Source organism: Aeromonas sp. 2HA2, assembly GCF_029237345.1.
GTDB classification, from domain to species: domain Bacteria; phylum Pseudomonadota; class Gammaproteobacteria; order Enterobacterales; family Aeromonadaceae; genus Aeromonas; species Aeromonas salmonicida.
This window is the reverse complement of sequence record NZ_JAACGB010000001.1, coordinates 469,047-489,937: the sequence shown is the minus strand read 5'-3', so window position 1 is coordinate 489,937 and position 20,891 is coordinate 469,047. Positions and strand designations below refer to the sequence as shown.

The window sequence follows — 20,891 nt, the reverse complement described above, 5'->3', positions numbered from 1 at the left end:
GTCAGCGGCGGGAGAAGGCGGGCAACTCCGGGATAAACCCTTGAGACGGGTCATGTTTGGGGGCGACTTCACATAGACTTCACCCAGGCGCACAGTGGACACATGCTGGCCGGTTATGCTGGTCTCACACCTTGACCGCGCCTGCCACCATGCCGGCGCTTTTATCCATCGCGAGACTCATCCAATGAAACAAAACACTGCCGTGTCACTGCTTGCACTGAGTGCCCTGCTGCTCTCCCCCCTGTCCCACGGCGAGGGGGCGGATCCCCTGACGACCGTGGTCGACGGTGCCATCCAGCCTCTGCTCAAGCAGCACAGGATCCCGGGCATGGCGGTCGCCGTGCTCAAGGATGGCAAGGCGCACTACTTCAACTACGGGGTGGCCAATCGGGAGAGCGGGAGCCGCGTCAGCGAGCAGACCCTGTTCGAGATTGGCTCGGTCAGCAAGACCCTGACCGCGACGCTGGGGGCCTACGCCATCGCCAAGGGGGGCTTTCAGCTGGATGACAAGGTGAGCCAGCAGGCTCCCTGGCTCAAAGGCTCCGCCTTTGATGGCATCACAATGGCTGAGCTCGCCACCTACAGCGCGGGTGGCCTGCCGCTGCAGTTCCCCGACGAGGTGGATTCGATCGACAAGATGCGGGCGTATTACCGGCACTGGACACCGGCCTATCCGGCGGGCAGCCATCGCCAATATTCCAACCCCAGCATAGGCCTGTTCGGCCACCTGGCAGCGAGCAGCCTGGGCCAGCCGTTTGAGCAACTGATGAGCCAGACTCTGCTGCCCAGGCTGGGTCTGCACCACACCTATATTCAGGTCCCCGACGCGGCCATGGCGAACTATGCCTATGGCTATTCGAAGGAAGACAAGCCCATCAGGGTCAATCCGGGCGTGCTGGCGGCCGAGGCCTATGGCATCAAGACCGGCTCGGCGGATCTGCTGAGATTTGTCGAGGCCAACATCGGCTATCAGGGGGATGAGGCGGTCAAGAGCGCGATCGCGCTGACTCACACAGGTTTCTACTCTGTGGGGGAAATGACCCAGGGACTGGGCTGGGAGAGTTACGCCTATCCCGTCACCGAGCAGACATTGCTGGCGGGCAACTCCTCGGCGGTGATTTACAATGCCAACCCGGTCAAACCCGTTGCCGCGTCCCAAGAGACGGGGTTGGCGCGACTCTACAACAAGACGGGCTCGACCAACGGCTTTGGTGCCTATGTGGCGTTCGTGCCCGCCAAGGGAATAGGCATCGTCATGCTGGCCAACCGAAACTATCCCATCGAGGCCAGGGTCAAGGCGGCTCACGCCATTCTGGAGGCGCTGGCGGCAGAATGATACCGGGCTGCTCGTTCGTCAATCTGGCGGGTTAGAGCAGTTCGCCGAGCATCAGAATGGAAAACAGGCTTCCGGCAAGAATGAGCCAGCCTTCAAACTTCTCTCTGTTCATGATGACCCCTATGGGTGGAATCCGGGCAAGATGCCACCACGCTAACGGGCCTACATGACGAAGAGATGACGGCAGTATGACAAGGACGAGAGGGCCAGAGAGAGGCCCTCTCGTGAGGGGGATAACAGGGGGCAGGGATTTGCCTCAGTCGTATTGCTGTTCCATCCAGGCTTCCAGAATGAGCTGGGCGGAGACACCGTCCACGCTGCCTTTATCGAGCGCCTTGTAGCCACCCCGTTCAAACAGGCGGGCGCGGGCATCCGTGGTGGTGAGCCGCTCGTCCTTGAACTCCACCTGCTTGCCGAAGCGGCCGTGCAGGCGATTGCCGAATTTGCGAGCCCGTACCGTGATCTCCTGCTCTGTGCCGTCCATATTGAGGGGTAATCCCACCACCAGCAGGTCTGGCTGCCACTCCTTGAGCAGTTTTTCGATGTCGTCCCAGTTGGGCACACCGTCGTTGGCCTTGATGGCGCGCAGGGGCTGGGCCGTGCCGGTGAGTTCCTGTCCGATGGCGACCCCTATGCTCTTGGTGCCGTAGTCGAAGCCCATGATACTGCGTGATGACATTGAATATTTTCCTCAAAACGCATCGCAAAATGCGTGGCAAACGGCATCAGCTATGGCCGATGTCGCTGGATAGATGAATGGGATTGACCCCTATGCTGGCGGCCGCTTGCTGCCAGCGTTGATGAATGGGAGTCTTGAATACCAGATCCGGGTTGGGCGGTATCACCAGCCAGGCCCCGTCCACCAGTTCCTGTTCCAGTTGACCCGCACTCCAGCCGGCGTAGCCGAGCGCCACCAACCAGTGATCCGGTGCCTGTTCGGTGCCCAGGGTTTCCAGTATGTCCTTGGAGGTGGTGACCATGAGTTCGTCCCCCACCTGCAGGGTGGAGTTGAACCCGGGACGGAAGCTGTGCAGCACGAAGCCGCGATCGGCATGCACAGGGCCCCCTTGCAGCACCGGCTGTTTGAGTTCCGGGCTGGGCGGTGGTGCGAGTTTGAGCTGGGTCAGCATGGCATCCAGTGACATGTCCACCGGGATATTGACCACCAACCCCATGGCACCCTCTTCATTGTGCTCGCACAGATAGACCAGCGAACGCTCGAAATAGGGATCGGAGAGGCTCGGCATGGCGAGCAGAAAATGATTTTGCAGTGTTTGCATATGGGCCAAATATTGCAAAGGTATTTGAAGCAATTATGGCAGCTCGCCTCGTTGGGCAAAACCGCTTTTTACCAGCAGGGTCTAGGCTATCAGTATATTTCGAGTGGAGAGAAAGCCATGGAAGGTATTTCGATCAGACAGAAGTTGATCCTGGGTTGCGTTGTGCCCCTGTTGGCACTGTTGGCCTTGCTGGTCGGTGCAACCCAGGCTATGTCCCAGTTGATGGCGGGAATGAACGCCATGTATCAGGGAGAGGTGGTACAGCTCAAGGAGCTCAAGCAGATTGCCGATCTCTACGCGGTCAAGGTGATCGATGCGGCCAACAAGGCCAATGTGGGAGGCATAGCACCGTCCAACGCCAAGGCCGACATGCAGCAGGCGCAGCGGGAGATAGCGCAAATCTGGCAGCAGTACCGGAGTCGGGAGATGAGCTCGGCCGAACAGCAGGAGGCCGCCAGTGTGCAGGCCTTGTTTGGTGCCGCCGATCAGCAGATTGCTGCCGTGGTGGCTGTGCTGGATCAGATGCAGGGGGAGGCGCGGGATTTGCTGGCTGCCCGCATCATGCCCCTCTACGGGGTGATAGATCCGGTGAGCGACGGTGTGAGCGCGCTGGTGGAGTTCCAGCTCAAGGAGGCTGAGCAAAATATCGGTGAGCTCAATGATCTCCGGCAGCAACTATTCCAGCTCTTTATCCTGATGTTTGTGGTGGGGGGGGCCTGCATTCTGTTCTTCGGTGTGTGGGCCGGGCGTAGCGTCAGTCAACCTTTGGTCGCCATGGGCGGGATCTTGCGCGGCATGCAGACCGATCTCGACCTGAGCAAGCTGGTACCTGTGCTGCGCAAAGATGAGATGGGCGGGCTGGCTCATTCACTCAACGAGGTGATCTGCCATTTTCGTGAGCTCATCACCCAGATCAACGGCATGGCGGAGCAGCTTGCCACAGCGTCGGCCCATCTGGCCCACATCGGCATGCAGAGCCGGGGGCGCTTCGCAGAGCAACAGGCAGAAACGGATCAGACCGCGACCGCCATGAACCAGATGAGTGCAACTGTGGCCGAGGTGGCGAACAGTTCCAACAGCGCTGCAGATGCGGCGCACCATGCCCACGAGAGTGCCCGTCACGGCCACCATATCGTCGAAGATGCCATCTTGCGCATGTCCGGCCTCTCCGCCCAGATCCAGAACACGGCCGCCATGATCACCCAGCTGGCGGATGACAGCCGCAACATCAGCAGCGTGATGGATGCCATTCGTGGCATTGCCGAGCAGACCAACCTGCTGGCGCTCAATGCGGCCATCGAAGCGGCGCGGGCCGGCGATCAGGGTCGCGGCTTTGCCGTGGTGGCCGATGAGGTGCGCACCCTGGCCCAGCGCACCCAGCGCTCCACCGAAGAGATCGGCAAGACCATCGTCAAGTTGCAGCAGGGGGCCAGCGAGGCGGCCTCCAGCATGGAACTGGGGCTGAGTCAGGTTGAGGAGTCCAATCGCACAGTGCTGGCCTGTGGTCAGGCCCTCGGCGAGATAGTGAGTTCGGTCAATGTGATCAACGAGATGAACACCCATATCGCCACGGCGGCTGAGGAGCAGAGCAAGGTAGCCGAGGAGATCACCCGCAACGTGGTCAACATAGCCCACATAGCGACAGAGTCGACCAAGGCCGCTTCCGAGTTGAACCAGAGTTGTCACGAGCTGGAGCAGCTGTCGAGCGATCTCAAGGTGAAGGTAGGGCAGTTCCGCTGTTAAAGGGGGCCGAGATAAATGAGGTAACAGGATGAAAAAGAAGAGGCGGCCCAGGGGCCGCCTCTTCTGTTATTGCCGTTTGGCTGTGGCGATTCAGGCTTTCGCCAGCCGACGCTCGATGGCATCCATCAGCATGCCTGTGATGGAGACGTCAAAGGCGGCCTCGATCTCGCGGATGCAGGTCGGGCTGGTGACGTTAATCTCGGTCAGCCTATCGCCAATGATGTCGAGGCCGACGAAGATGAGGCCCTTCTCTTTGAGGGTCGGGCCGACGGCGCGGGCGATGGCCCAGTCCGCTTCGCTCAAGGGGCGCGCCTCGCCACGGCCACCGGCCGCCAGATTACCACGGGTCTCCCCCTGCGCCGGAATGCGGGCCAGGCAGTAGGGAACCGGTTCACCGTCCACCACCAGCACCCGCTTGTCGCCATCTTTGATGGCGGGCAGATAGGTCTGCGCCATGCAGTACTGGCTGCCATGTTCAGTCAGGGTTTCGATGATGACACCGACGTTGGCATCATCTTCCTTCATGCGGAAGATGGAGGCACCGCCCATGCCGTCCAGCGGTTTGAGGATCACGTCTTTGTGTTTGGCGTGGAAGGCGCGCAGCTTGTCAGAGCGACGGGTCACCAGCGTGGTCGGGGTGTGTTCGGCAAACCAGGCGGTGTAGAGCTTCTCGTTGGCGTCGCGCAGGCTCTGGGGCTTGTTGACGATGAGGCAGCCCTCATCCTCGGCCCGCTCCAGCATATAGGTGGCGTAGATAAATTCGGTGTCGAAAGGGGGATCCTTGCGCATCAGGATCACATCCAGGGTGGAGAGGGGCTGATCGATCACCTCGCCCAGGTTGAACCAGTCGGCATAGTCATATTTGACGGTCAGCGGGCGCATGGTGCCAAAGGCGCGACCGGCTTCCATGTAGAGATCCGACATCTCCAGATAGAAGAGCTCATAGCCGCGCTTTTGCGCCTCTTCGAGCATGGCAAAGCTGGAATCTTTCTTGATATTGATGGCCGAAATCGGGTCCATCACTATGCCGAGTTTAATGGTCATCCGAGTTTCCTTCTTGTGGCTCGATTGCGAGTGAGATTCTTAAAACCTGTTTCAGGCCAGATCGCCAAAGCGGCACTGCAGCGCGGTAATGGCGGTCAGGGCGGCGGTTTCGGTGCGCAGCACCCGCGGCCCCAGCAGCATCTCTTTGAAATCTTCCTGCACGGTACGGGCGATCTCGTCGCTCGACAAGCCCCCTTCCGGACCGATCAGCAGGCGCACCCCGTGTTCCGGCACCGGCAGTGTGTTGATGCTGTAGGGGGCGCGCGGGTGCAGGTTGAGCTTGAGCTCCTGGGTCTCTTCCCCTAGCCAGGCATCGAGCTCCATCGGCATGCGAACTTCGGGCACCACATTGCGGCCGCACTGCTCGCAGGCGCTGATCACCACCTTCTGCCACTGCTCGCGTTTCTTCTCCAGCCTGTCGGCGGGCAGCTTGACGCCGCAGCGCTCGGAGAAGAGCGGCGTGATGCAGGTGACACCCAGCTCGACGGATTTCTGGATGGTGAAGTCCATCTTGTCACCCCGGCTGATCACCTGGCCCAGATGGATGGCGAAGGGGGATTCCACCGAGCGCTGCTCGCAGCTGTCGATGGTCACTTCAACCGATTTCTTGCCGACCAGGGTGATGGTGGCGGCATATTGACTGCCGTCGCCATTGAACAGCTCGAGCTGCTGGCCCGGCTGCATGCGCAGTACCCGGCCGATGTGGTTGGCACCGTCTTCCGACAGGGCGAGGGTCTGGCCAACTTGCAGGGTGGCCGCTTCATAGATACGTGGAATGCGCATGGCTGATTGTCAGTCTCTTGCTTGGAAACCCTTCAATATCCTACTGCGAGGCGTTGAGCAAGGCTCACGCGACAGAGGTTGAAGGGGTTCATGATGAGAGGGGGTGCTCCCCCTCCTTAGTCAAATGGGGTTATTGGCACTGCTTTTCAATGAAGGGATTGGTATTGCCCTGCAGCTTGCCGATGCGGCGGTTGCGCTCGCACTCCCAGCTATCTGCCGGGTACTGCCTGTCCCAGGCTTCGAACAGTTTACGTTGTTGTGCGGCGAGGCGCAGCCCGTGTTGCTGGCTCATATAGAGGTAGGCGCGGGCGATCTGGCCTCGTACCAGCCCCTTGGGTGGTTGCACCCGGCGCTCCTTGAAGTCCACCAGCATCTGGCACTGGCCGTACTGATCCGGGGTGCCGTTCCAGTCGGAGAAACGGTAGTTGGCGCGATCGCCATTTACCTCGCCGATGGCGGGGAAGAGGTTGTGCATGTCCCCCTCCATCTTGTTGAACTCCTCGCTCTTGCTGCAGTTTTTGCGTCCACCCTGCTGCCAGCACTGCAGTTGATGGCCAAATTCCCAGGCGGGTACCACGTGTTCCCACTCGATACGGGCGGCTCGTTTGGGCTGCTTGCGCGGTTCATAACCGCAGCTGGCCAGATCCGGGCTCATTTTTTTGCCCTGATGGCGAATGTCGCAGCCGCAGTAGAAGGTGGTGACTGTGGGCTGGGTTTGATAGAGCTTGACCAGATCCTGCTTGGCGGTGCGAAAAGTCTGGGCATGAAGGGGCAGGCTGACCAACAGAGTCAGGGCGACAGAGAGCAGGGGACGAAACATGAAGATCCTTGGCAATGAAACGGTTGGATGAAAAGAGAAGGCACCCTAACACAGGGTTGCGACACGGGCTGGCTTACTGTGCAGGCACAGGCACCTGCCGTTCCCGCTCCAGGGGCTGCTTGCAGCGGCGACAGTGGTAGCGGGCCTCGCCGCGCACCACCTTGTTGTGGCGGCGCACCGACAGCTGATGCTGCTGGCAGTGACAGCGATAAGGTACTGTGCGCTGGGCCAGCACCGTCAGATCGAAGCTGTGGGTGGTTCTGGGCTCAAGGCCGAACAGCTCCCGCATCAGCGACTGCCACTGCTGGCCGTGGGGCAATACCCTATGCTTGCCTCGACCCTCACCCCAGAGGGCATAGACCAGCAGATGGGCCACTTCATGGGGCACCACCTCGTCCAGAAACGCCTGCTGGTTGGCCTGATAGAGGGCAGGGTTGAAGCGCAGCTCCCAGGTCTGCAGCCGCGCCGAACCCGCCGCCCGGCCCCGCATATTGCAGTGGATGCGCGGACGGGCAAAGGTGCGACCGAGGCGCGCCTCGGCCTGCACGAAACAGGCGTCGACCCGCTGATGCAGCAGTTGTTCGAGATGAGCTGGGGTGGCAGACATGGGATTTCCGTCGGTCGGCAGACAAGCAAAAGGGGAGCCAGGCTCCCCTTTTATCACAACTGAGTGCCTTAGAGGCCAGCGGCGGAGCGCAGCAGCTCGGCCTTGTCGGTCTGCTCCCACGGGAACTCGTCGCGACCGAAGTGACCGTAGGCAGCGGTGGCTTGGTAGATGGGGCGCTTCAGATCCAGCATCTCGATCAGGCCATACGGGCGCAGTTCGAAGTGCTCGCGCACCAGCTTGACCAGCAGCTCCTCGGCCACCTTGGCGGTACCGAAGGTTTCGACGCTGATGGAGGTCGGCTCGGCCACGCCGATGGCGTAGGAGATCTGGATCTCGCAGCGATCTGCCAGACCGGCGGCAACGATGTTCTTGGCCACGTAGCGGGCAGCGTAGGCGGCGGAGCGGTCAACCTTGGACGGATCCTTGCCTGAGAAAGCGCCACCACCGTGACGGGCCATGCCGCCGTAGGTGTCGACGATGATCTTGCGACCGGTCAGACCGCAGTCACCCATGGGGCCGCCGATAACGAAACGGCCGGTCGGGTTGATGAAGTATTTGGTGTCCTTGTTGACCCACTCGGCCGGCAGCACCGGCTTGATGATCTCTTCGCGTACCGCTTCAACCAGATCTTTGTGGCTGATGGATTCGGCGTGCTGGGTAGACAGAACCACGGCATCGACACCGATGATCTTGCCTGCGTCGTCGTAGGCAAAGGTCAGCTGGCTCTTGGCATCCGGACGCAGCCACGGCAGGGTGCCGTTCTTGCGCACTTCGGCCTGACGCTTCACCAGCAGGTGAGAGTAGGTGATGGGGGCGGGCATCAGCACGTCGGTTTCGTTGGTGGCGTAGCCGAACATCAGGCCCTGGTCACCGGCGCCCTGCTCCAGCGGATCGCTGCGGTCAACGCCCTGGTTGATGTCAGGGGACTGCTTGCCGATGGCGTTCAGCACGGCGCAGGAGTCAGCGTCGAAACCCATGTCGGAGTGGGTGTAGCCGATGTCACGCACTGTATCGCGCACTATCTCTTCGATATCAACCCAGGCAGAGGTGGTTACTTCACCCGCTACCATGACCATACCGGTCTTGACCAGGGTCTCACAGGCGACACGGGCCTTGGTATCTTGCTTGAGGATGGCGTCCAGTACCGCATCGGAGATCTGGTCCGCAATCTTGTCGGGATGGCCTTCGGAGACCGACTCGGAAGTAAACAGCTTTGCCATGATGGGATTCTCAGCTTGTCTGGGGTTATCGCCACAGCAATAACCGGGTGATGATAGGATGATTGTAGAGGTATCTACATCTGGACGTCCATTTTAGTTAGCGCCCTTCTCGATTGCCAGCACTATTTTGGTTTTGCCCCGTGCTGGCCGAACAAGATACGTGCTTTACCCCATTTGGGGTGCAAGCCGATGACAACTCAATCGTTTGCCCCGGCAAGAAAAGCGATTGAGCTCCCAAAGCCACTTTATTCGCCCAGATAATATTTGCACCGCACGCCCCCTGCTGGGACAATAACGCGCCTTAATCTTGGCCATCAAATGAAGCAATCGCAGGAGATACAGATGCCTTCTCGTAAAGAGCTTGCCAATGCCATTCGCGCATTGAGTATGGATGCCGTTCAAAAAGCCAACTCCGGTCACCCGGGCGCCCCCATGGGAATGGCGGATATCGCCGAAGTGTTGTGGCGCAGCCACCTCAAGCATAACCCGAACAACCCCAAGTGGGCCGACCGCGACCGTTTCATTCTGTCTAACGGCCACGGCTCCATGCTGCTGTACTCTCTGCTGCATCTCTCCGGTTATGACCTCTCCATCGACGATCTGAAAAACTTCCGCCAACTGCACTCTCGCACCCCGGGCCACCCCGAGTACGGTTATGCGCCAGGCATCGAAACCACCACTGGCCCGCTGGGTCAGGGCATCACCAATGCCGTGGGCATGGCGATCGCCGAAAAAGCCATGGCCGAGCAGTTCAACCAGCCGGGTCACGACATCGTTGACCACTACACCTACGCCTTCATGGGCGACGGCTGCCTGATGGAAGGCATCTCCCACGAGGCTTGCTCCCTGGCAGGTACCCTGCAACTGGGCAAACTGATCGCATTCTGGGATGACAACGGTATCTCCATCGACGGTCACGTTGAAGGCTGGTTCACCGACGACACCCCCAAGCGTTTCGAAGCCTATGGCTGGCACGTCATCCCGGCCGTGGACGGTCACAGCCCGGAAGCCATCAATGCCGCCATCGAAGCCGCCAAGGCCGAGACCGGCAAGCCGACCCTGATCTGCTGCCGCACCATCATCGGTTACGGTTCACCGAACAAGTCCGGTTCTCACGATTGCCACGGCTCACCGCTGGGCAACGACGAGATCGCCGCCGCTCGTGCCTTCCTGAAGTGGGACCACGCACCGTTCGTTATTCCGTCCGACATCGCCGCCGAGTGGAACGGTCAGGAGAAGGGCACCAAGCTGGAAGCCGACTGGGCTGCCAAGTTTGCCGCCTATGAAGCCGCGCACCCGGCGCTGGCTGCCGAGTTCAAGCGTCGCACCGCAGGCGAGCTGCCGGCCAACTGGGCCGCTGAATCTGCCAAGATCATCGAGACCCTGCAAGCCAACCCGGCCAAGATTGCGACCCGTAAAGCGTCCCAGAACTCTCTGGAAGCGTTCGGCAAGCTGCTGCCCGAGTTCATGGGTGGTTCCGCTGACCTGGCTCCGTCCAACCTGACCATGTGGTCCGGTTCCAAGTCGCTCACCCCCGAGAGCGCGGCAGGCAACTACATCCACTACGGTGTGCGCGAGTTCGCCATGTCCGCCATCATGAACGGTATCGCCCTGCACGGTGGTTTCATCCCCTACGGCGCCACCTTCCTGATGTTCATGGAGTACGCCCGCAACGCCCTGCGTATGGCCGCCCTGATGAAGCAGCGCGCCATCTTCGTTTACACTCACGACTCCATCGGTCTGGGTGAAGATGGCCCGACTCACCAGCCGGTCGAGCAGATCGCCTCCCTGCGTCTGACCCCGAACATGAGCACCTGGCGCCCATGTGACCAGGTTGAATCCGCCATTGCCTGGAAGCACGCCATCGAGCGTATGGACGGCCCGACTGCGCTGATCTTCTCCCGCCAGAACCTGCCCCAGATGGACCGTACCGCCCAGCAATTGGCCGACACCGCCAAGGGTGGTTATGTGCTGAAAGACTGCGCCGGCACCCCGGAGCTGATCCTGATCGCCACAGGTTCCGAAGTGGAGCTGGCCGTGGCCGCCTATGAGCAGCTGACTGCCAAGGGCCGTGCCGTGCGCGTCGTCTCTCTCCCGTCTACTGACGTATTCGACGCTCAATCCGCCGAGTACAAAGAGTCCGTCCTGCCGTCCTCCGTCACCAAGCGTGTGGCCATCGAAGCCGGCATCGCCGACTACTGGTACAAGTACGTCGGTTTCGGCGGCAAGATCATCGGTATGACCACCTTCGGTGAGTCCGCACCTGCCGAGCTGCTGTTCAAGGAATTCGGCTTTACCGTGGAAAATGTGGTTGCGACCGCAGAGTCCCTGTAATCGCTGAATATTGGGCTGGCTTGGCCCAATAGCTTGAATAACAAAGCGCCCGCCATCGAAAGATGGGGGCGTTTTTTTATAAGATAATTTTATTCTTCGGGAGACATGGTCAACCCTGAGTGAATAACTCAGTTTTACAACTTAGTATGTTGGCGACCTCCAATTTCTCGGTATGGTTGTATTTATTTGGTGTCATACGACTCTTTTTATAATATGCTGTGCATCTGAATGGTGATTAATCCGTATTCGTTGCAGTATCATTTCCAGTGATATAGGGCAGGCGAGTTATTTGTCGTTCGATCATGGTAGTGAGTGATTTTTAAGTAAATCAGGTGATTTACAGCATTTTAAAAAGGATGGGGTATTTACAATGGCTTGTTCTGTATTGATTGATAAGTCAGAGGGAAAGCTGAAGATAAATTCTGATTCGTATGATTTGAACAGGATCTCTGATGTACAAGTAAAAGTGCTTACATGGAAGGACAAACTAATAAACATGTTATTGTTCGGGTTAATTACATCCAGTATCCTCTTCTACTTTATACCGACTGAAGCGCAGGGTAAGGGAATGACGTTGTTTCTCCCCGCAGTCGCTTTTCTGGCAGGAATGGTGATGGCTATGGTCACCAGTGCAAAATACGTATTCAGACTCGAATTCAAACACGCCGATGAAACCGGCGTGCAATGGATCACTGCTGCCAAGAGCAGAAATGCGCGGGAGTATGAGATCTTTAAATTGAAAGAAGTGGAGCTTAAACAAATTCTCGGATAACGAAGGGAAATTTTAAGCATAAGGTCGTCAATGTTGACACCCGATAAAAAGACACCGGCTTATGCCGGTGTCTTTTTATCATTTAAAGCAAATCTTACACCTGCGGCGGGGTACTTTCTGCATTGGAGAGCACGGCATCCATCTGCACCAGGGCACCGGCTGGCAGTTCGCTTACCCCAAATACGGTGCGGGCAGGCAGATAGCCCGGGAAATATTTGGTGTAAACGGCGTTGACCGCATCCAGATCGGCGATATTGCCGAGTTGGATATTTACCTTGACGATATCGTCCATCACATGGTCGATGCTCTCTACAATGGCCTTGATATTGCTCAGGCACTGGGCGGTCTGCTCTTTGACACAACCGGTCAGGATCTTGCCGGTGGTGATATCCAGCGGCAGCTGAGCGGCCAGATGGTTGTAGTGGGAGAAGGCGACAGTCTGCCAATGGAGCGTGCTGCGTGGCGCCTTGTCGGTATTGCGGGCGCTGATCACCAGGTTGTGTCTGTCTTCCACCAGCTGCGGCGGTGTGCCGTCACCGTGGGAGATGACCGCATCCATCTGCACCCGGGCACCCAGCGGCAGGGCAGTTGCGCTGATCACGGAGCGGGCCGGCAGATAGGCGACGGCGCGGGCAATGGCGGAGTCCGGGAAGAAGGTGGTGTAGACCTCGTTGATGGCCTCCAGATCCGCGAGGCTGGTCAGGTAGATGTTCACCTTGACGATGTCGTCAAACGGCACGTCGATGCTTTCCAGCACGGTCTTGATGTTGCGCAGACACTGACCTGCCTGCTCCTTGATGCCACCGGCGACCAGCTTGCCCGAGACCGCATCGACCGGCAGTTGCGCGCCTATGTTGTTGTAGTGAGAGAAGGCGACGGTATGGGTCGAGAGCGGGTTGTGCGGTGCCTTGTCGCTGTTGCGGGCCAGTTTCACCAGGGCGCAGGGCGCCTGCGGGAAGGTGCCTTCGCCATTGGAGATGATGGCGTCGATCTGCACCTGGGCATCCAGCGGCAGGGCGGCCACGGCGAGTGTGGTGCGGGTCGGCAGATAGCCCGGGAAGAATTCGCGATAGACGGCGTCGACAGCTTCCAGATCCGAAATGTCTTTCAGGAAGATGGTGGCTTTGACCATATCGTCCATCACGTGGCCGATGCTCTCTATGATCGCCTTGAGGTTATTCAGGCACTGTCTGGCCTGTACCTTGACGTCGCCACTCACCATCTTGCCGGTCCTGGGATCGACCGGCAGCTGGGCAGAAATATTGTTGTAATGAGAGAACGCCACCGTCTGGGTGTAGGGGCCCAGATCCTGGGGGGCATTGGTGGTATTTCTTGCAGCCTTGATGATGGTGCCACTCATAGATATTCCTCTTTTTAGTATTCGTTGTTAACTCAGGTATAGGTTCGTCCCATCCGAGTGCGCCAGCGGGTGCATCTCCGGTTATTATGTTTAATCCACTCAATAGCTGAATGGGATAAGAGAGGAAGGGACAGGGTTGATTATTTCAGACGAGGCGATTCTATGAGTGGCCATCAGGGGATGCAAACCGGTGATTGCGTTTCTATGAGATGGCTCAACGCTTGGAAATATAGCTATTTTGCTATTCAATTCAGGGTGAATACGATTCCTGGGTGGATCAAACAGGTCTGGTGTCGCAGGCGAGCTCGTGTGGACTGGGTTCTTCCCCTGGCGGGGGAGGGGGTTGCGCTGTGAACGAGGCGTTAAAAATATGCGTCATCTTGCGGTTAATCGATTTTATTGTGCATAGATATGTATTTTTAAGAGTTTGGAGTATCTATCCTGCTCGCTAAAAATATGCTAGCCCAAGGTCATGTAAAGACTAATAAAGATGTGGCTGGAATATAATTCAATATATTGCATAGGCGATATTTTAATATTGCGTTCGAATAGCTGCTTGTTCGCTGATCCTGATGATATTTACCGTGTCAAATAGAGAGATAAATATGCCGAAAGGGGACAGGCATCCTGTTAGCAGATCGTGATGATGGAGCGAAAGGGTGGGACCAGCGGGTGGCTGGCCCGCCTGGGTGACGCCGGTCGGGCAGTCAGTGTCACTTATCCGGCGGGGTATAGGGTTGTGCGATTGGCGACCGTGTATGGGAGGGCAGTTTGCCCTCCCTTGCTGGCAGTGATCGGGGTAATAGGTGGTGCTCCCAGTTGGCGATCAGGCGGGATAGAGGGCACCCAGGACGGCAAGACGGCTGGCACCGGTAACGGCGGGCAGGTTGCCGGGTTTGCGGTGGATAAAGCGCTGTGCCAGCCAGGCAAATGCCGCTCCCTCCATCCAGTCGGGGGCAATCCCCAGCTCGGTCGTGCTGGCGATGCGCCAGCCGGGCAGCAGGTTGGCCAGTTCGCTCAGCAGGGGGGCGTTATGGGCGCCCCCGCCGCAGACAAACAGCTCGGCCCCGGGTTGGCGGGCGCCGCTCGCCTCATCCAGCGCAGGCAACTGGCGGGCGATACTGTGGCAGGTGAGCGCCTGCAGGGTGCGCTGCACATCCACGGGGGCGTATGCACTGCCCGCCAGCTCGCCATCGAGCCAATCCAGAGTGAACATCTCCCGTCCTGTACTCTTGGGGGCGGGGGCAGCGAAGTAGGGGTGAGCCAGCAGCTTGGCTAGCAGCGATGGGATAAGTTGGCCGCTGGCGGCCCATTGGCCACTGGCATCGTAGTTGCCGCCGTCTGGCTGATGACGGCGATACCAGCCATCGAGCAGGGTATTGGCCGGGCCGGTATCGAAGCCATACACCCCGCCCGCGTTGCCCGGCAGTACCGAGATATTGGCGATGCCGCCGAGGTTCAGCACCACTCGCAGGGCGCCGGGTTTGGCAAACAGCGCTTGATGGAAGGCGGGCACCAGCGGCGCCCCCTGACCGCCGAGGGCCATGTCCATGGTACGAAAGTCGGCGATAACGTCGATGCCGGTCAGCGCCGCCAGCAGGGCCGCGTTGCCGATCTGCAGGGTAAAGCCGAGTTGGGGTCGGTGGCGGATGGTCTGACCGTGGCTGCCGATGGCGCGAATATCCTTGGGGGTCAGCCCTGCCTTGGCCAGCAGCGCGTGAGTGGCGGTGGCAAACTCGCGGGCCACCAGATTATCGGCCACCCCCATGCGATCGATTTCGTTGTCGCTCGGGGTGCAGAGCTCGTGCAGCTCGCGGGCGGTAGGCCAGGGGTGGCTGATGGCCGCTTCGACCCGCAGTTCATCCCCGTCCATCATCACCAGCACGGCATCGATCCCGTCCATGCTGGTGCCGGACATCAGCCCAATGTAGCGCTCAATCATGAGATGTCCTTATTTATCGAGATACAGGTGTGGAACAAGGGTTCAGCGTTCGCCTTTTTCTGCGGCGTGGTCAGAGGCTGATGACGCATTAACTGCCGTTGCTATCTCGCTTGTTCTGGGCCAGCTGGAGCTCGGGTTTGTCGAGTCGGTCGAGTTTGGCCAGTTGCGGCGTTGCCAGCAGTTTGAAGTTGGCCAGCTCCCGCCCTGTGAGGGTCTCGGCCTGCGGCAGGTTGAGGGTGCGCGGGTTCTTGTGAATGCCGCCCACTACAAATTCATAGTGCAGGTGCGGGCCTGTTACCCGACCTGTCCCCCCCAGGGTGCCAATGGTCTGCCCCTGTTTCACCCGCTGCCCTTTATTGACGGTGCGTTTGGAGAGGTGCAGGTACTTGGTCACATAGTTGCCGGCGTGCTTGATGAAGACATAGTTGCCGTTGAACTGGTTGTAACCGGCCGCCACTACGCTGCCGCCGCCGGCGGCCATGATGGGGGTGCCCACCGGTGCCACATAGTCGATGCCATTGTGGGGACGCACCTTGCCGGTGACCGGGTGCAGGCGGCGCGGATTGAAGTTGGAGCTGATGTATTTGAAGTTGACTGGCGCGCGCAGGAAGCTCTTGCGCATCGCCTTGCCTTCCGGTGTGTAGTAATTGCCATCCTCGTTCAGCACGGCGCGATAGATGGCGCCCTGGTTGATGAACTCGGCGGCCAGAATGTCGCCGGAGGCCACTCGCTCGTCATCCTGGAATTTTTCCTGATAGACAACCCGAAAGCTGTCCCCGGGTTGCAGGTCCTGGGCGAAGTCGATGTCCCAACCGAAAATGGCGGCGAGATCCATGATCTGATCTTCGGTCATCCCCGCCTCGACGGCGGCCCCCCAGAAGCTGGAGCGTATCTCGCCTCGGGTAACCTGCTCGCGGGTATCGAGTTCCAGCTTGACCGGTTTGGCCACGAAGCTCTCGGCCTTGCGGCTTACTTTCAACGCCTGTTCCAGGCTGTGGGGGTAATAGAGGCTGTGCAGATCGCCATTTTTGGTGAGCTTGAAGGTGAGTTCTTGCCCGGGACGCAACATGCGCAGGGGGTCGCTGCCGTCGAGCTGGTCGATCAGGTGCAGATCCGTGGTGCTGAGCCCCAGCCGCTGGAAGATGACGCCCATGTTGTCGCCACGACGCACTTTCACCTGTTTGGTGACATAGCTCGGCTTGGGCGGGATAGCCGCTTGCCCGGCTTGTGCCAACAGATCGCCGTCGTCCGGTTGCGGCTCGACGGCTAGCTCGTTGCTGTTGTCATCGACCCGGGTGGCGACCGCCCGTTCGCTTGGCCAGGCCGCCAGCATCATTACCATGATGCTCAAAATCAGCACCATCTTGCGGTGCCAGGTGGGAAGAGAGTTGAAGGCGTTCCAAATGACCATGAGAAGCTGACGAAGTCGGGCAGAATGAGCGGATTTTACAGCCTTTCCAATTAGCTCGCCATTCCAGTAATATGTTCGGCCCTGTGGAATCGTGATTGGAGTGTCAAAAAATGTCCCAGCTCGAGGTGGCGCTAGCCGAGATCAAGCGCGGAGCGGAAGAAATTCTGGTTGAAGAAGAACTGGTTGCCAAGTTGAAGGAAGGGCGCCCGCTGCGCATCAAGCTGGGGATGGACCCGACGGCTCCCGACATTCACCTGGGTCATACCGTGATCCTCAACAAGCTGAAGACCTTCCAGGATCTGGGTCACGAGATCATTCTGCTGATCGGCGATTTCACCGCCATGGTGGGTGATCCCTCCGGCAAGAACAGCACTCGTCCGCCGCTCTCCGAAGAGGCCATCAAGCACAACGCCCTCACTTATGCGGAGCAGGCGTTCAAGATCCTCGATCCCGCCAAGACTCGCATCGAGTACAACTCCAGCTGGCTGGGCGAGCTGGGCGCGACCGGCATGATCAAGCTGGCGGCCAAGCAGACCGTGGCCCGCATGATGGAGCGCGACGACTTCAAAAAGCGCTACACCAGCGGCCAGTCCATCGCCATTCACGAATTCCTCTATCCGCTGCTGCAAGGCTATGACTCGGTTGCGCTCAAAGCGGACGTCGAGCTCGGCGGTACCGATCAGAAGTTCAACCTGCTGATGGGCCGCGAGCTGCAAAAAGATGCCGGCATGGCCGCCCAGTGCGTGCTGATGATGCCGCTCTTGGTGGGTCTGGACGGCGTCAAGAAGATGTCCAAGTCCGCCGCCAACTACATAGGCGTGCACGATGCCCCGGGCGAGATGTTCGGCAAGATCATGTCCATCACAGATGACCTGATGTGGAACTACTACGAGCTGCTCTCCTCTCGTCCCTTGGCCGAGATTGAAGAGTTCAAAGCCGGTATCGCCGCGAACACCCTGAATCCCCGTGACGTGAAGATCTGGCTGGCCAAAGAGATCATCGCCCGTTATCACGACGAAGCGGCAGCGGAAGCGGCCCACGAAGATTTCACCCAACGTTTCTCCAGGAACGCCATTCCGGACGAGATGCCGGAAGTCGAACTGGCGCTGGAAGGTGACGGTCTGGCCATCGCCAACCTGCTCAAAGACGCCGATCTGGTAGCCACCACCTCCGAAGCACTGCGCATGATCAAGCAGGGCGCGGTCAAGCGTGACGGCGAGAAGCTGGAAGATGGCAAGGCGCTGGTAGGTAGAGGCACCGCCGTCTATCAGGTCGGCAAGCGCAAGTTTGCCCGGGTCACCGTCAAGTAAGCCAGCCTCTCTACGAGACTGGCTTTGTAGTTGTCTCCCGAGCACTGCCTGTGCTCGGGAGACAACACTTGCAAGCCGTCCCGTCGCGACGGTTTGCAAGATAACTCTCCCTTCTTGCTGGCTGTCTACCCCTCTCTCGCCTCTTCCTGTCTGACTTGCCTTGTCCGTTTGCTCTCATGCTATCCGCGGCGTCGGAGAACACCTGCGCTGTTTCACGATAGGAACATGGTGGGTGATGTCTTGTTTACCCGCCGTCAGCCAAGGCTCACTTCTCCCGTCGATTTATGAAGACCATAAAAAATGCCGGTCAAGGGACCGGCATTTTTGGACATGGTGTCGGGCGCGTTACATCAGACGGTAAAGAACTTGAAGTTGACGAAGGCCACAGCGATGAAGGAGGCCACCATGCCACTGATGCAGAGCACGGCCGGGCGCATGGCTGGCCAGCGATGAGTCAGCAGGATAATGGCCAGCAGGGTCGGGTAGAGACCAAACATGTAGCGTGGCATGGCGTTGAGGCCCGTCATCAGCGGTATGGTGCAGCAGATGAACATCAGGGTGGCTTCGGCCCAGCGCTTCTGGCTGAACAGGTAGAGATTCAGGCACCAGCCGAAGATCACCATGATGGAGAGGTAAGCCTTGCGCCCCCCCAGCTCGAAGCCGCTCAGCCACCAGTCGAGCGGGCTGTCCATGTAACGGCCCCAGGCCACCTGGATATGCTTGAAGGCCAGCGCATCACCTGTGAGGTGATAGAGATAGACCATGTAGGCAAACAGGCCGAAGGGGATGAGCCAGAGGGTGAATACCACCTTGAAGGCGCGTTCGGTGAAGCGGAAAAACTCCCGCCAGCCGTAGGCCTGCAGCGCCAGGATCAGCACAGGGAAGACCATCATCACACCCAGATTGCGGGTGCCGGAGATGCAGACGCCGAGCACTGCGACCATCAGCCACTGTTCCCGATAGGCAAACAGGAACATCCCCAGCATCAAGGCCATGAACATCGATTCGGTATAACCGGAGACGAAATAGGCGGAGAAGGGGGAGAAGGCAAGCAGCCAGACGCCGAAGCGGGCTGTCTCGTCACCCAGCTTGAGCTGACGCAGCACCAGCAGCATCAGCGGCAGGCTGGCAAAGAAGGCAAGGTTGGCAACCAGCATCAGGCCGATCAGACTCTCGACATTGAGCAGGTTTGACAGCGCACCTGACAACATCGGATAGAGCGGCATGAAGGCCCAGTTGGCCGCATTGCCCTTGCTGAGCCAGCGCGGGTAGAGATCGTAGCCGTTTTCGATGATGCGCTGGAACCAGACGCAGTCGAACTGGCAATAGGCTTGCAGCGGGCCTATGTCGGTGGTGCCGTAAAGCTGGACGCCGAAATAACCCATGCCATAGAGGGCAACCCGACTCAGCAGGAAGGCGGCGATGATCATCAGCCAGTCACGGCTGCTGATGGCCAGTGACGGGCGATAGGGAGCCTGACTGCTGGGAGTCGAGCTGTCGGGAGTCAACGTTGTAATGTCATTCATCAGGCAAATACCCAGACGCGAGAGAGGATATAGGTGAGCACTGTGACTGTCAGCGTGGCGATCACCACAGGCAGCAGACCAGAAAGACCCGCAAACAGCAGACCGCTCAATATCAGGTTTCTCACCGCCAGCGAGAAGAGGGCAACCAGCAAGAACTTGCCGATGGCACCCTGTTTCTGGAAGGTGATGTAACGATGGCCAAAGAATGAGAACCAGAAGGCAATCATGAAGGCGATGGTGGTGACCCAGTGTTCAGAGATGGCGGGCCAGGTATGAAACAGCGCGATAGAGGTACCAAGGTCGACGAGGGTTGCCCCCCCGCCGACCAGACCGAACCGGAACAGGCGCCAGAATTCCTCGCGGGAGATCATTGAGGCGCTTGCTCCTTCTTGTCTTGTTGCTGTTCTGTCTCTTGCTGCGTGCCAGCGTCCTGCTGCTTGTCTGCCACCGGCTTGGCATACTGGCCGTAGACCCCTTCGATGAGATAGACGGGGCGCTGTTTCACTTCCACAAACATGCGGCCTATGTACTCGCCAATGATGCCAAGGGACAGCAGCTGGATGCCACCAAGGAACAGCACCACTGACATCAGGGAAGCATAACCGGGGACATCGATGCCGAAGAAGACTACCTGGGTGACGATCTTGAGGATGTAGAGGAAGGCAACGAAGGAGACACCCACACCCACATAGCTCCACACCCGCAGCGGCCAGCTGGAGAAACTCATCAGGCCATCGAGGGCGAAGTTCCACAACTTCCAGTAGTTGAACTTGGTTTCACCGGCGTGACGGGCCGGACGCTCGTAAGGAACGCCCACGGCACGAAAGCCAGCCCAGGCAAACAGACCCTTCATGAAGCGGTTGCGCTCTGGCAGTTGCTTGATTGCTTCCACCACACGGCGGTCGATCAGACGGAAGTCACCTGCGTTCTCCGGCAGCTTGGTGCTGGTGGAGAGGGCGTTGAAGAAACGGTAGAAGCCACCGGCGGTGACACGCTTCATCGGGGTATCGGCACTGCGATCCACCCGTATGCCGTAGACGGTGTCATAGTCACCGGTCTGCCACAGCTTGACGAACTCCAGGATCAAGGAGGGGGGATCTTGCAGATCCACGTCCATCGGCACTATGGCATCGCCTTTGGCATGATGCAGACCGGCGGTCATGGCCGCTTCCTTGCCGAAGTTGCGCGCCAGGTTGACCAGGGTCACCCTGGGATCGCGGGTGATGGCTTGCTCGATCACTTCGCGGGTGCTGTCACGGCTGCCGTCGTTGACGAACACGATTTCCAGCCGATCCTTGAGAGGCGCCAGTTCGTTATCTATCGCGTTGATGAAGGCATCTATGCTCTCTTCCTCGTTGTACACGGGCACGATCAGAGAGAGTCGAAAATCGGCATGCGACATG

General features: G+C 58.9%; 18 protein-coding genes. 5 read left to right on the top strand and 13 right to left on the bottom strand.

Going from position 1 to position 20,891, the window contains the following annotated elements:
- Positions 1–184: 184 nt before the first annotated feature.
- Complete coding sequence (gene ampC / locus GWQ29_RS02200) at positions 185–1,336, top strand: FOX/MOX family class C beta-lactamase (RefSeq protein WP_275918664.1); 1,152 nt, start codon at positions 185–187, stop codon at positions 1,334–1,336.
- Positions 1,337–1,592: 256 nt separating this feature from the next.
- On the opposite strand, the gene ruvX is transcribed toward ampC, so the two are convergent.
- Positions 1,593–2,015 (bottom strand): Holliday junction resolvase RuvX, encoded by a 423-nt coding sequence (ruvX, locus tag GWQ29_RS02195; protein WP_275918663.1) that lies wholly within the window; start codon positions 2,013–2,015, stop codon positions 1,593–1,595.
- A gap of 46 nt (positions 2,016–2,061) precedes the next feature.
- Entirely contained in the window at positions 2,062–2,616 is a 555-nt protein-coding gene (locus GWQ29_RS02190; protein ID WP_005316953.1) for a YqgE/AlgH family protein, read from the bottom strand.
- Between the two features lie 117 nt (positions 2,617–2,733).
- On the opposite strand from GWQ29_RS02190, the gene GWQ29_RS02185 reads away from it, so the two are divergent.
- On the top strand, positions 2,734–4,359 hold the full coding sequence (locus GWQ29_RS02185) for a methyl-accepting chemotaxis protein (RefSeq protein WP_131729690.1): 1,626 nt from the start codon (positions 2,734–2,736) through the stop codon (positions 4,357–4,359).
- Positions 4,360–4,449: 90 nt separating this feature from the next.
- Here the strand turns inward: GWQ29_RS02185 and gshB are convergent, their stop codons facing one another.
- The 5 genes from gshB to metK form a co-directional block, all read right to left on the bottom strand.
- A complete protein-coding gene (gene gshB / locus GWQ29_RS02180) occupies positions 4,450–5,403 on the bottom strand; it encodes a glutathione synthase (protein WP_096118069.1) in 954 nt (317 codons plus the stop codon).
- A gap of 51 nt (positions 5,404–5,454) precedes the next feature.
- Positions 5,455–6,186, bottom strand: coding sequence for a 16S rRNA (uracil(1498)-N(3))-methyltransferase (gene rsmE / locus GWQ29_RS02175; protein ID WP_275918662.1), 732 nt, complete (start codon positions 6,184–6,186; stop codon positions 5,455–5,457).
- Between the two features lie 130 nt (positions 6,187–6,316).
- Positions 6,317–7,006, bottom strand: coding sequence for an endonuclease (locus tag GWQ29_RS02170; RefSeq protein ID WP_271774421.1), 690 nt, complete (start codon positions 7,004–7,006; stop codon positions 6,317–6,319).
- 73 nt (positions 7,007–7,079) lie between these two features.
- Positions 7,080–7,613 (bottom strand): SprT family zinc-dependent metalloprotease, encoded by a 534-nt coding sequence (locus GWQ29_RS02165; protein ID WP_265461478.1) that lies wholly within the window; start codon positions 7,611–7,613, stop codon positions 7,080–7,082.
- 68 nt (positions 7,614–7,681) lie between these two features.
- Positions 7,682–8,833, bottom strand: coding sequence for a methionine adenosyltransferase (gene metK / locus GWQ29_RS02160; protein WP_271774422.1), 1,152 nt, complete (start codon positions 8,831–8,833; stop codon positions 7,682–7,684).
- 342 nt (positions 8,834–9,175) lie between these two features.
- Here metK and tkt point away from each other — a divergent pair, with 342 nt between their 5' ends.
- Together tkt and GWQ29_RS02150 are read left to right on the top strand one after the other, a co-directional pair.
- Complete coding sequence (tkt, locus tag GWQ29_RS02155; RefSeq protein ID WP_275918661.1) at positions 9,176–11,167, top strand: transketolase; 1,992 nt, start codon at positions 9,176–9,178, stop codon at positions 11,165–11,167.
- 370 nt (positions 11,168–11,537) lie between these two features.
- A complete protein-coding gene (locus GWQ29_RS02150; protein WP_232471802.1) occupies positions 11,538–11,939 on the top strand; it encodes a hypothetical protein in 402 nt (133 codons plus the stop codon).
- A 94-nt stretch (positions 11,940–12,033) separates the two neighbouring features.
- Here GWQ29_RS02150 and GWQ29_RS02145 read toward each other — a convergent pair whose 3' ends face one another.
- The 3 genes from GWQ29_RS02145 to GWQ29_RS02135 all read right to left on the bottom strand — a co-directional run bounded on the left by GWQ29_RS02145 (position 12,034) and on the right by GWQ29_RS02135 (position 16,652).
- Positions 12,034–13,299, bottom strand: a complete 1,266-nt coding sequence (locus GWQ29_RS02145) for a RidA family protein (RefSeq protein WP_275918660.1) — start codon at positions 13,297–13,299, stop codon at positions 12,034–12,036.
- 826 nt (positions 13,300–14,125) lie between these two features.
- Positions 14,126–15,241: an anhydro-N-acetylmuramic acid kinase gene (locus GWQ29_RS02140; RefSeq protein ID WP_275918659.1), complete on the bottom strand. Its 1,116-nt coding sequence runs from the start codon at positions 15,239–15,241 to the stop codon at positions 14,126–14,128.
- A gap of 88 nt (positions 15,242–15,329) precedes the next feature.
- A complete protein-coding gene (locus tag GWQ29_RS02135; RefSeq protein ID WP_265461482.1) occupies positions 15,330–16,652 on the bottom strand; it encodes a peptidoglycan DD-metalloendopeptidase family protein in 1,323 nt (440 codons plus the stop codon).
- A 110-nt stretch (positions 16,653–16,762) separates the two neighbouring features.
- Here GWQ29_RS02135 and tyrS point away from each other — a divergent pair, with 110 nt between their 5' ends.
- Entirely contained in the window at positions 16,763–17,962 is a 1,200-nt protein-coding gene (gene tyrS, locus GWQ29_RS02130; protein WP_265461483.1) for a tyrosine--tRNA ligase, read from the top strand.
- Positions 17,963–18,312: 350 nt separating this feature from the next.
- Here the strand turns inward: tyrS and GWQ29_RS02125 are convergent, their stop codons facing one another.
- The 3 genes from GWQ29_RS02125 to GWQ29_RS02115 are packed head-to-tail and all read right to left on the bottom strand — an operon-like array spanning position 18,313 to position 20,890.
- Positions 18,313–19,488, bottom strand: a complete 1,176-nt coding sequence (locus GWQ29_RS02125; RefSeq protein ID WP_275918658.1) for a hypothetical protein — start codon at positions 19,486–19,488, stop codon at positions 18,313–18,315.
- Positions 19,488–19,859: a GtrA family protein gene (locus GWQ29_RS02120; RefSeq protein ID WP_005316930.1), complete on the bottom strand. Its 372-nt coding sequence runs from the start codon at positions 19,857–19,859 to the stop codon at positions 19,488–19,490. The genes GWQ29_RS02125 and GWQ29_RS02120 overlap by 1 nt, the downstream gene beginning before the upstream one ends.
- Complete coding sequence (locus GWQ29_RS02115) at positions 19,856–20,890, bottom strand: glycosyltransferase family 2 protein (RefSeq protein ID WP_275918657.1); 1,035 nt, start codon at positions 20,888–20,890, stop codon at positions 19,856–19,858. The genes GWQ29_RS02120 and GWQ29_RS02115 overlap by 4 nt, the downstream gene beginning before the upstream one ends.
- Position 20,891: the final 1 nt, after the last annotated feature.

Coding starts and splice junctions, on each gene's coding strand:
- GWQ29_RS02145 (WP_275918660.1), bottom strand. CDS start 13,299: ATGAGTGGCACCATCATCAAGGCTGCAAGAAATACCACCAATGCCCCC.
- rsmE (WP_275918662.1), bottom strand. CDS start 6,186: ATGCGCATTCCACGTATCTATGAAGCGGCCACCCTGCAAGTTGGCCAG.
- GWQ29_RS02135 (WP_265461482.1), bottom strand. CDS start 16,652: ATGGTCATTTGGAACGCCTTCAACTCTCTTCCCACCTGGCACCGCAAG.
- tkt (WP_275918661.1), top strand. CDS start 9,176: ATGCCTTCTCGTAAAGAGCTTGCCAATGCCATTCGCGCATTGAGTATG.
- tyrS (WP_265461483.1), top strand. CDS start 16,763: ATGTCCCAGCTCGAGGTGGCGCTAGCCGAGATCAAGCGCGGAGCGGAA.
- GWQ29_RS02115 (WP_275918657.1), bottom strand. CDS start 20,890: ATGTCGCATGCCGATTTTCGACTCTCTCTGATCGTGCCCGTGTACAAC.
- GWQ29_RS02190 (WP_005316953.1), bottom strand. CDS start 2,616: ATGCAAACACTGCAAAATCATTTTCTGCTCGCCATGCCGAGCCTCTCC.
- GWQ29_RS02120 (WP_005316930.1), bottom strand. CDS start 19,859: ATGATCTCCCGCGAGGAATTCTGGCGCCTGTTCCGGTTCGGTCTGGTC.
- GWQ29_RS02150 (WP_232471802.1), top strand. CDS start 11,538: ATGGCTTGTTCTGTATTGATTGATAAGTCAGAGGGAAAGCTGAAGATA.
- gshB (WP_096118069.1), bottom strand. CDS start 5,403: ATGACCATTAAACTCGGCATAGTGATGGACCCGATTTCGGCCATCAAT.
- metK (WP_271774422.1), bottom strand. CDS start 8,833: ATGGCAAAGCTGTTTACTTCCGAGTCGGTCTCCGAAGGCCATCCCGAC.
- GWQ29_RS02170 (WP_271774421.1), bottom strand. CDS start 7,006: ATGTTTCGTCCCCTGCTCTCTGTCGCCCTGACTCTGTTGGTCAGCCTG.
- GWQ29_RS02140 (WP_275918659.1), bottom strand. CDS start 15,241: ATGATTGAGCGCTACATTGGGCTGATGTCCGGCACCAGCATGGACGGG.
- ampC (WP_275918664.1), top strand. CDS start 185: ATGAAACAAAACACTGCCGTGTCACTGCTTGCACTGAGTGCCCTGCTG.
- GWQ29_RS02125 (WP_275918658.1), bottom strand. CDS start 19,488: ATGAATGACATTACAACGTTGACTCCCGACAGCTCGACTCCCAGCAGT.
- GWQ29_RS02165 (WP_265461478.1), bottom strand. CDS start 7,613: ATGTCTGCCACCCCAGCTCATCTCGAACAACTGCTGCATCAGCGGGTC.
- ruvX (WP_275918663.1), bottom strand. CDS start 2,015: ATGTCATCACGCAGTATCATGGGCTTCGACTACGGCACCAAGAGCATA.
- GWQ29_RS02185 (WP_131729690.1), top strand. CDS start 2,734: ATGGAAGGTATTTCGATCAGACAGAAGTTGATCCTGGGTTGCGTTGTG.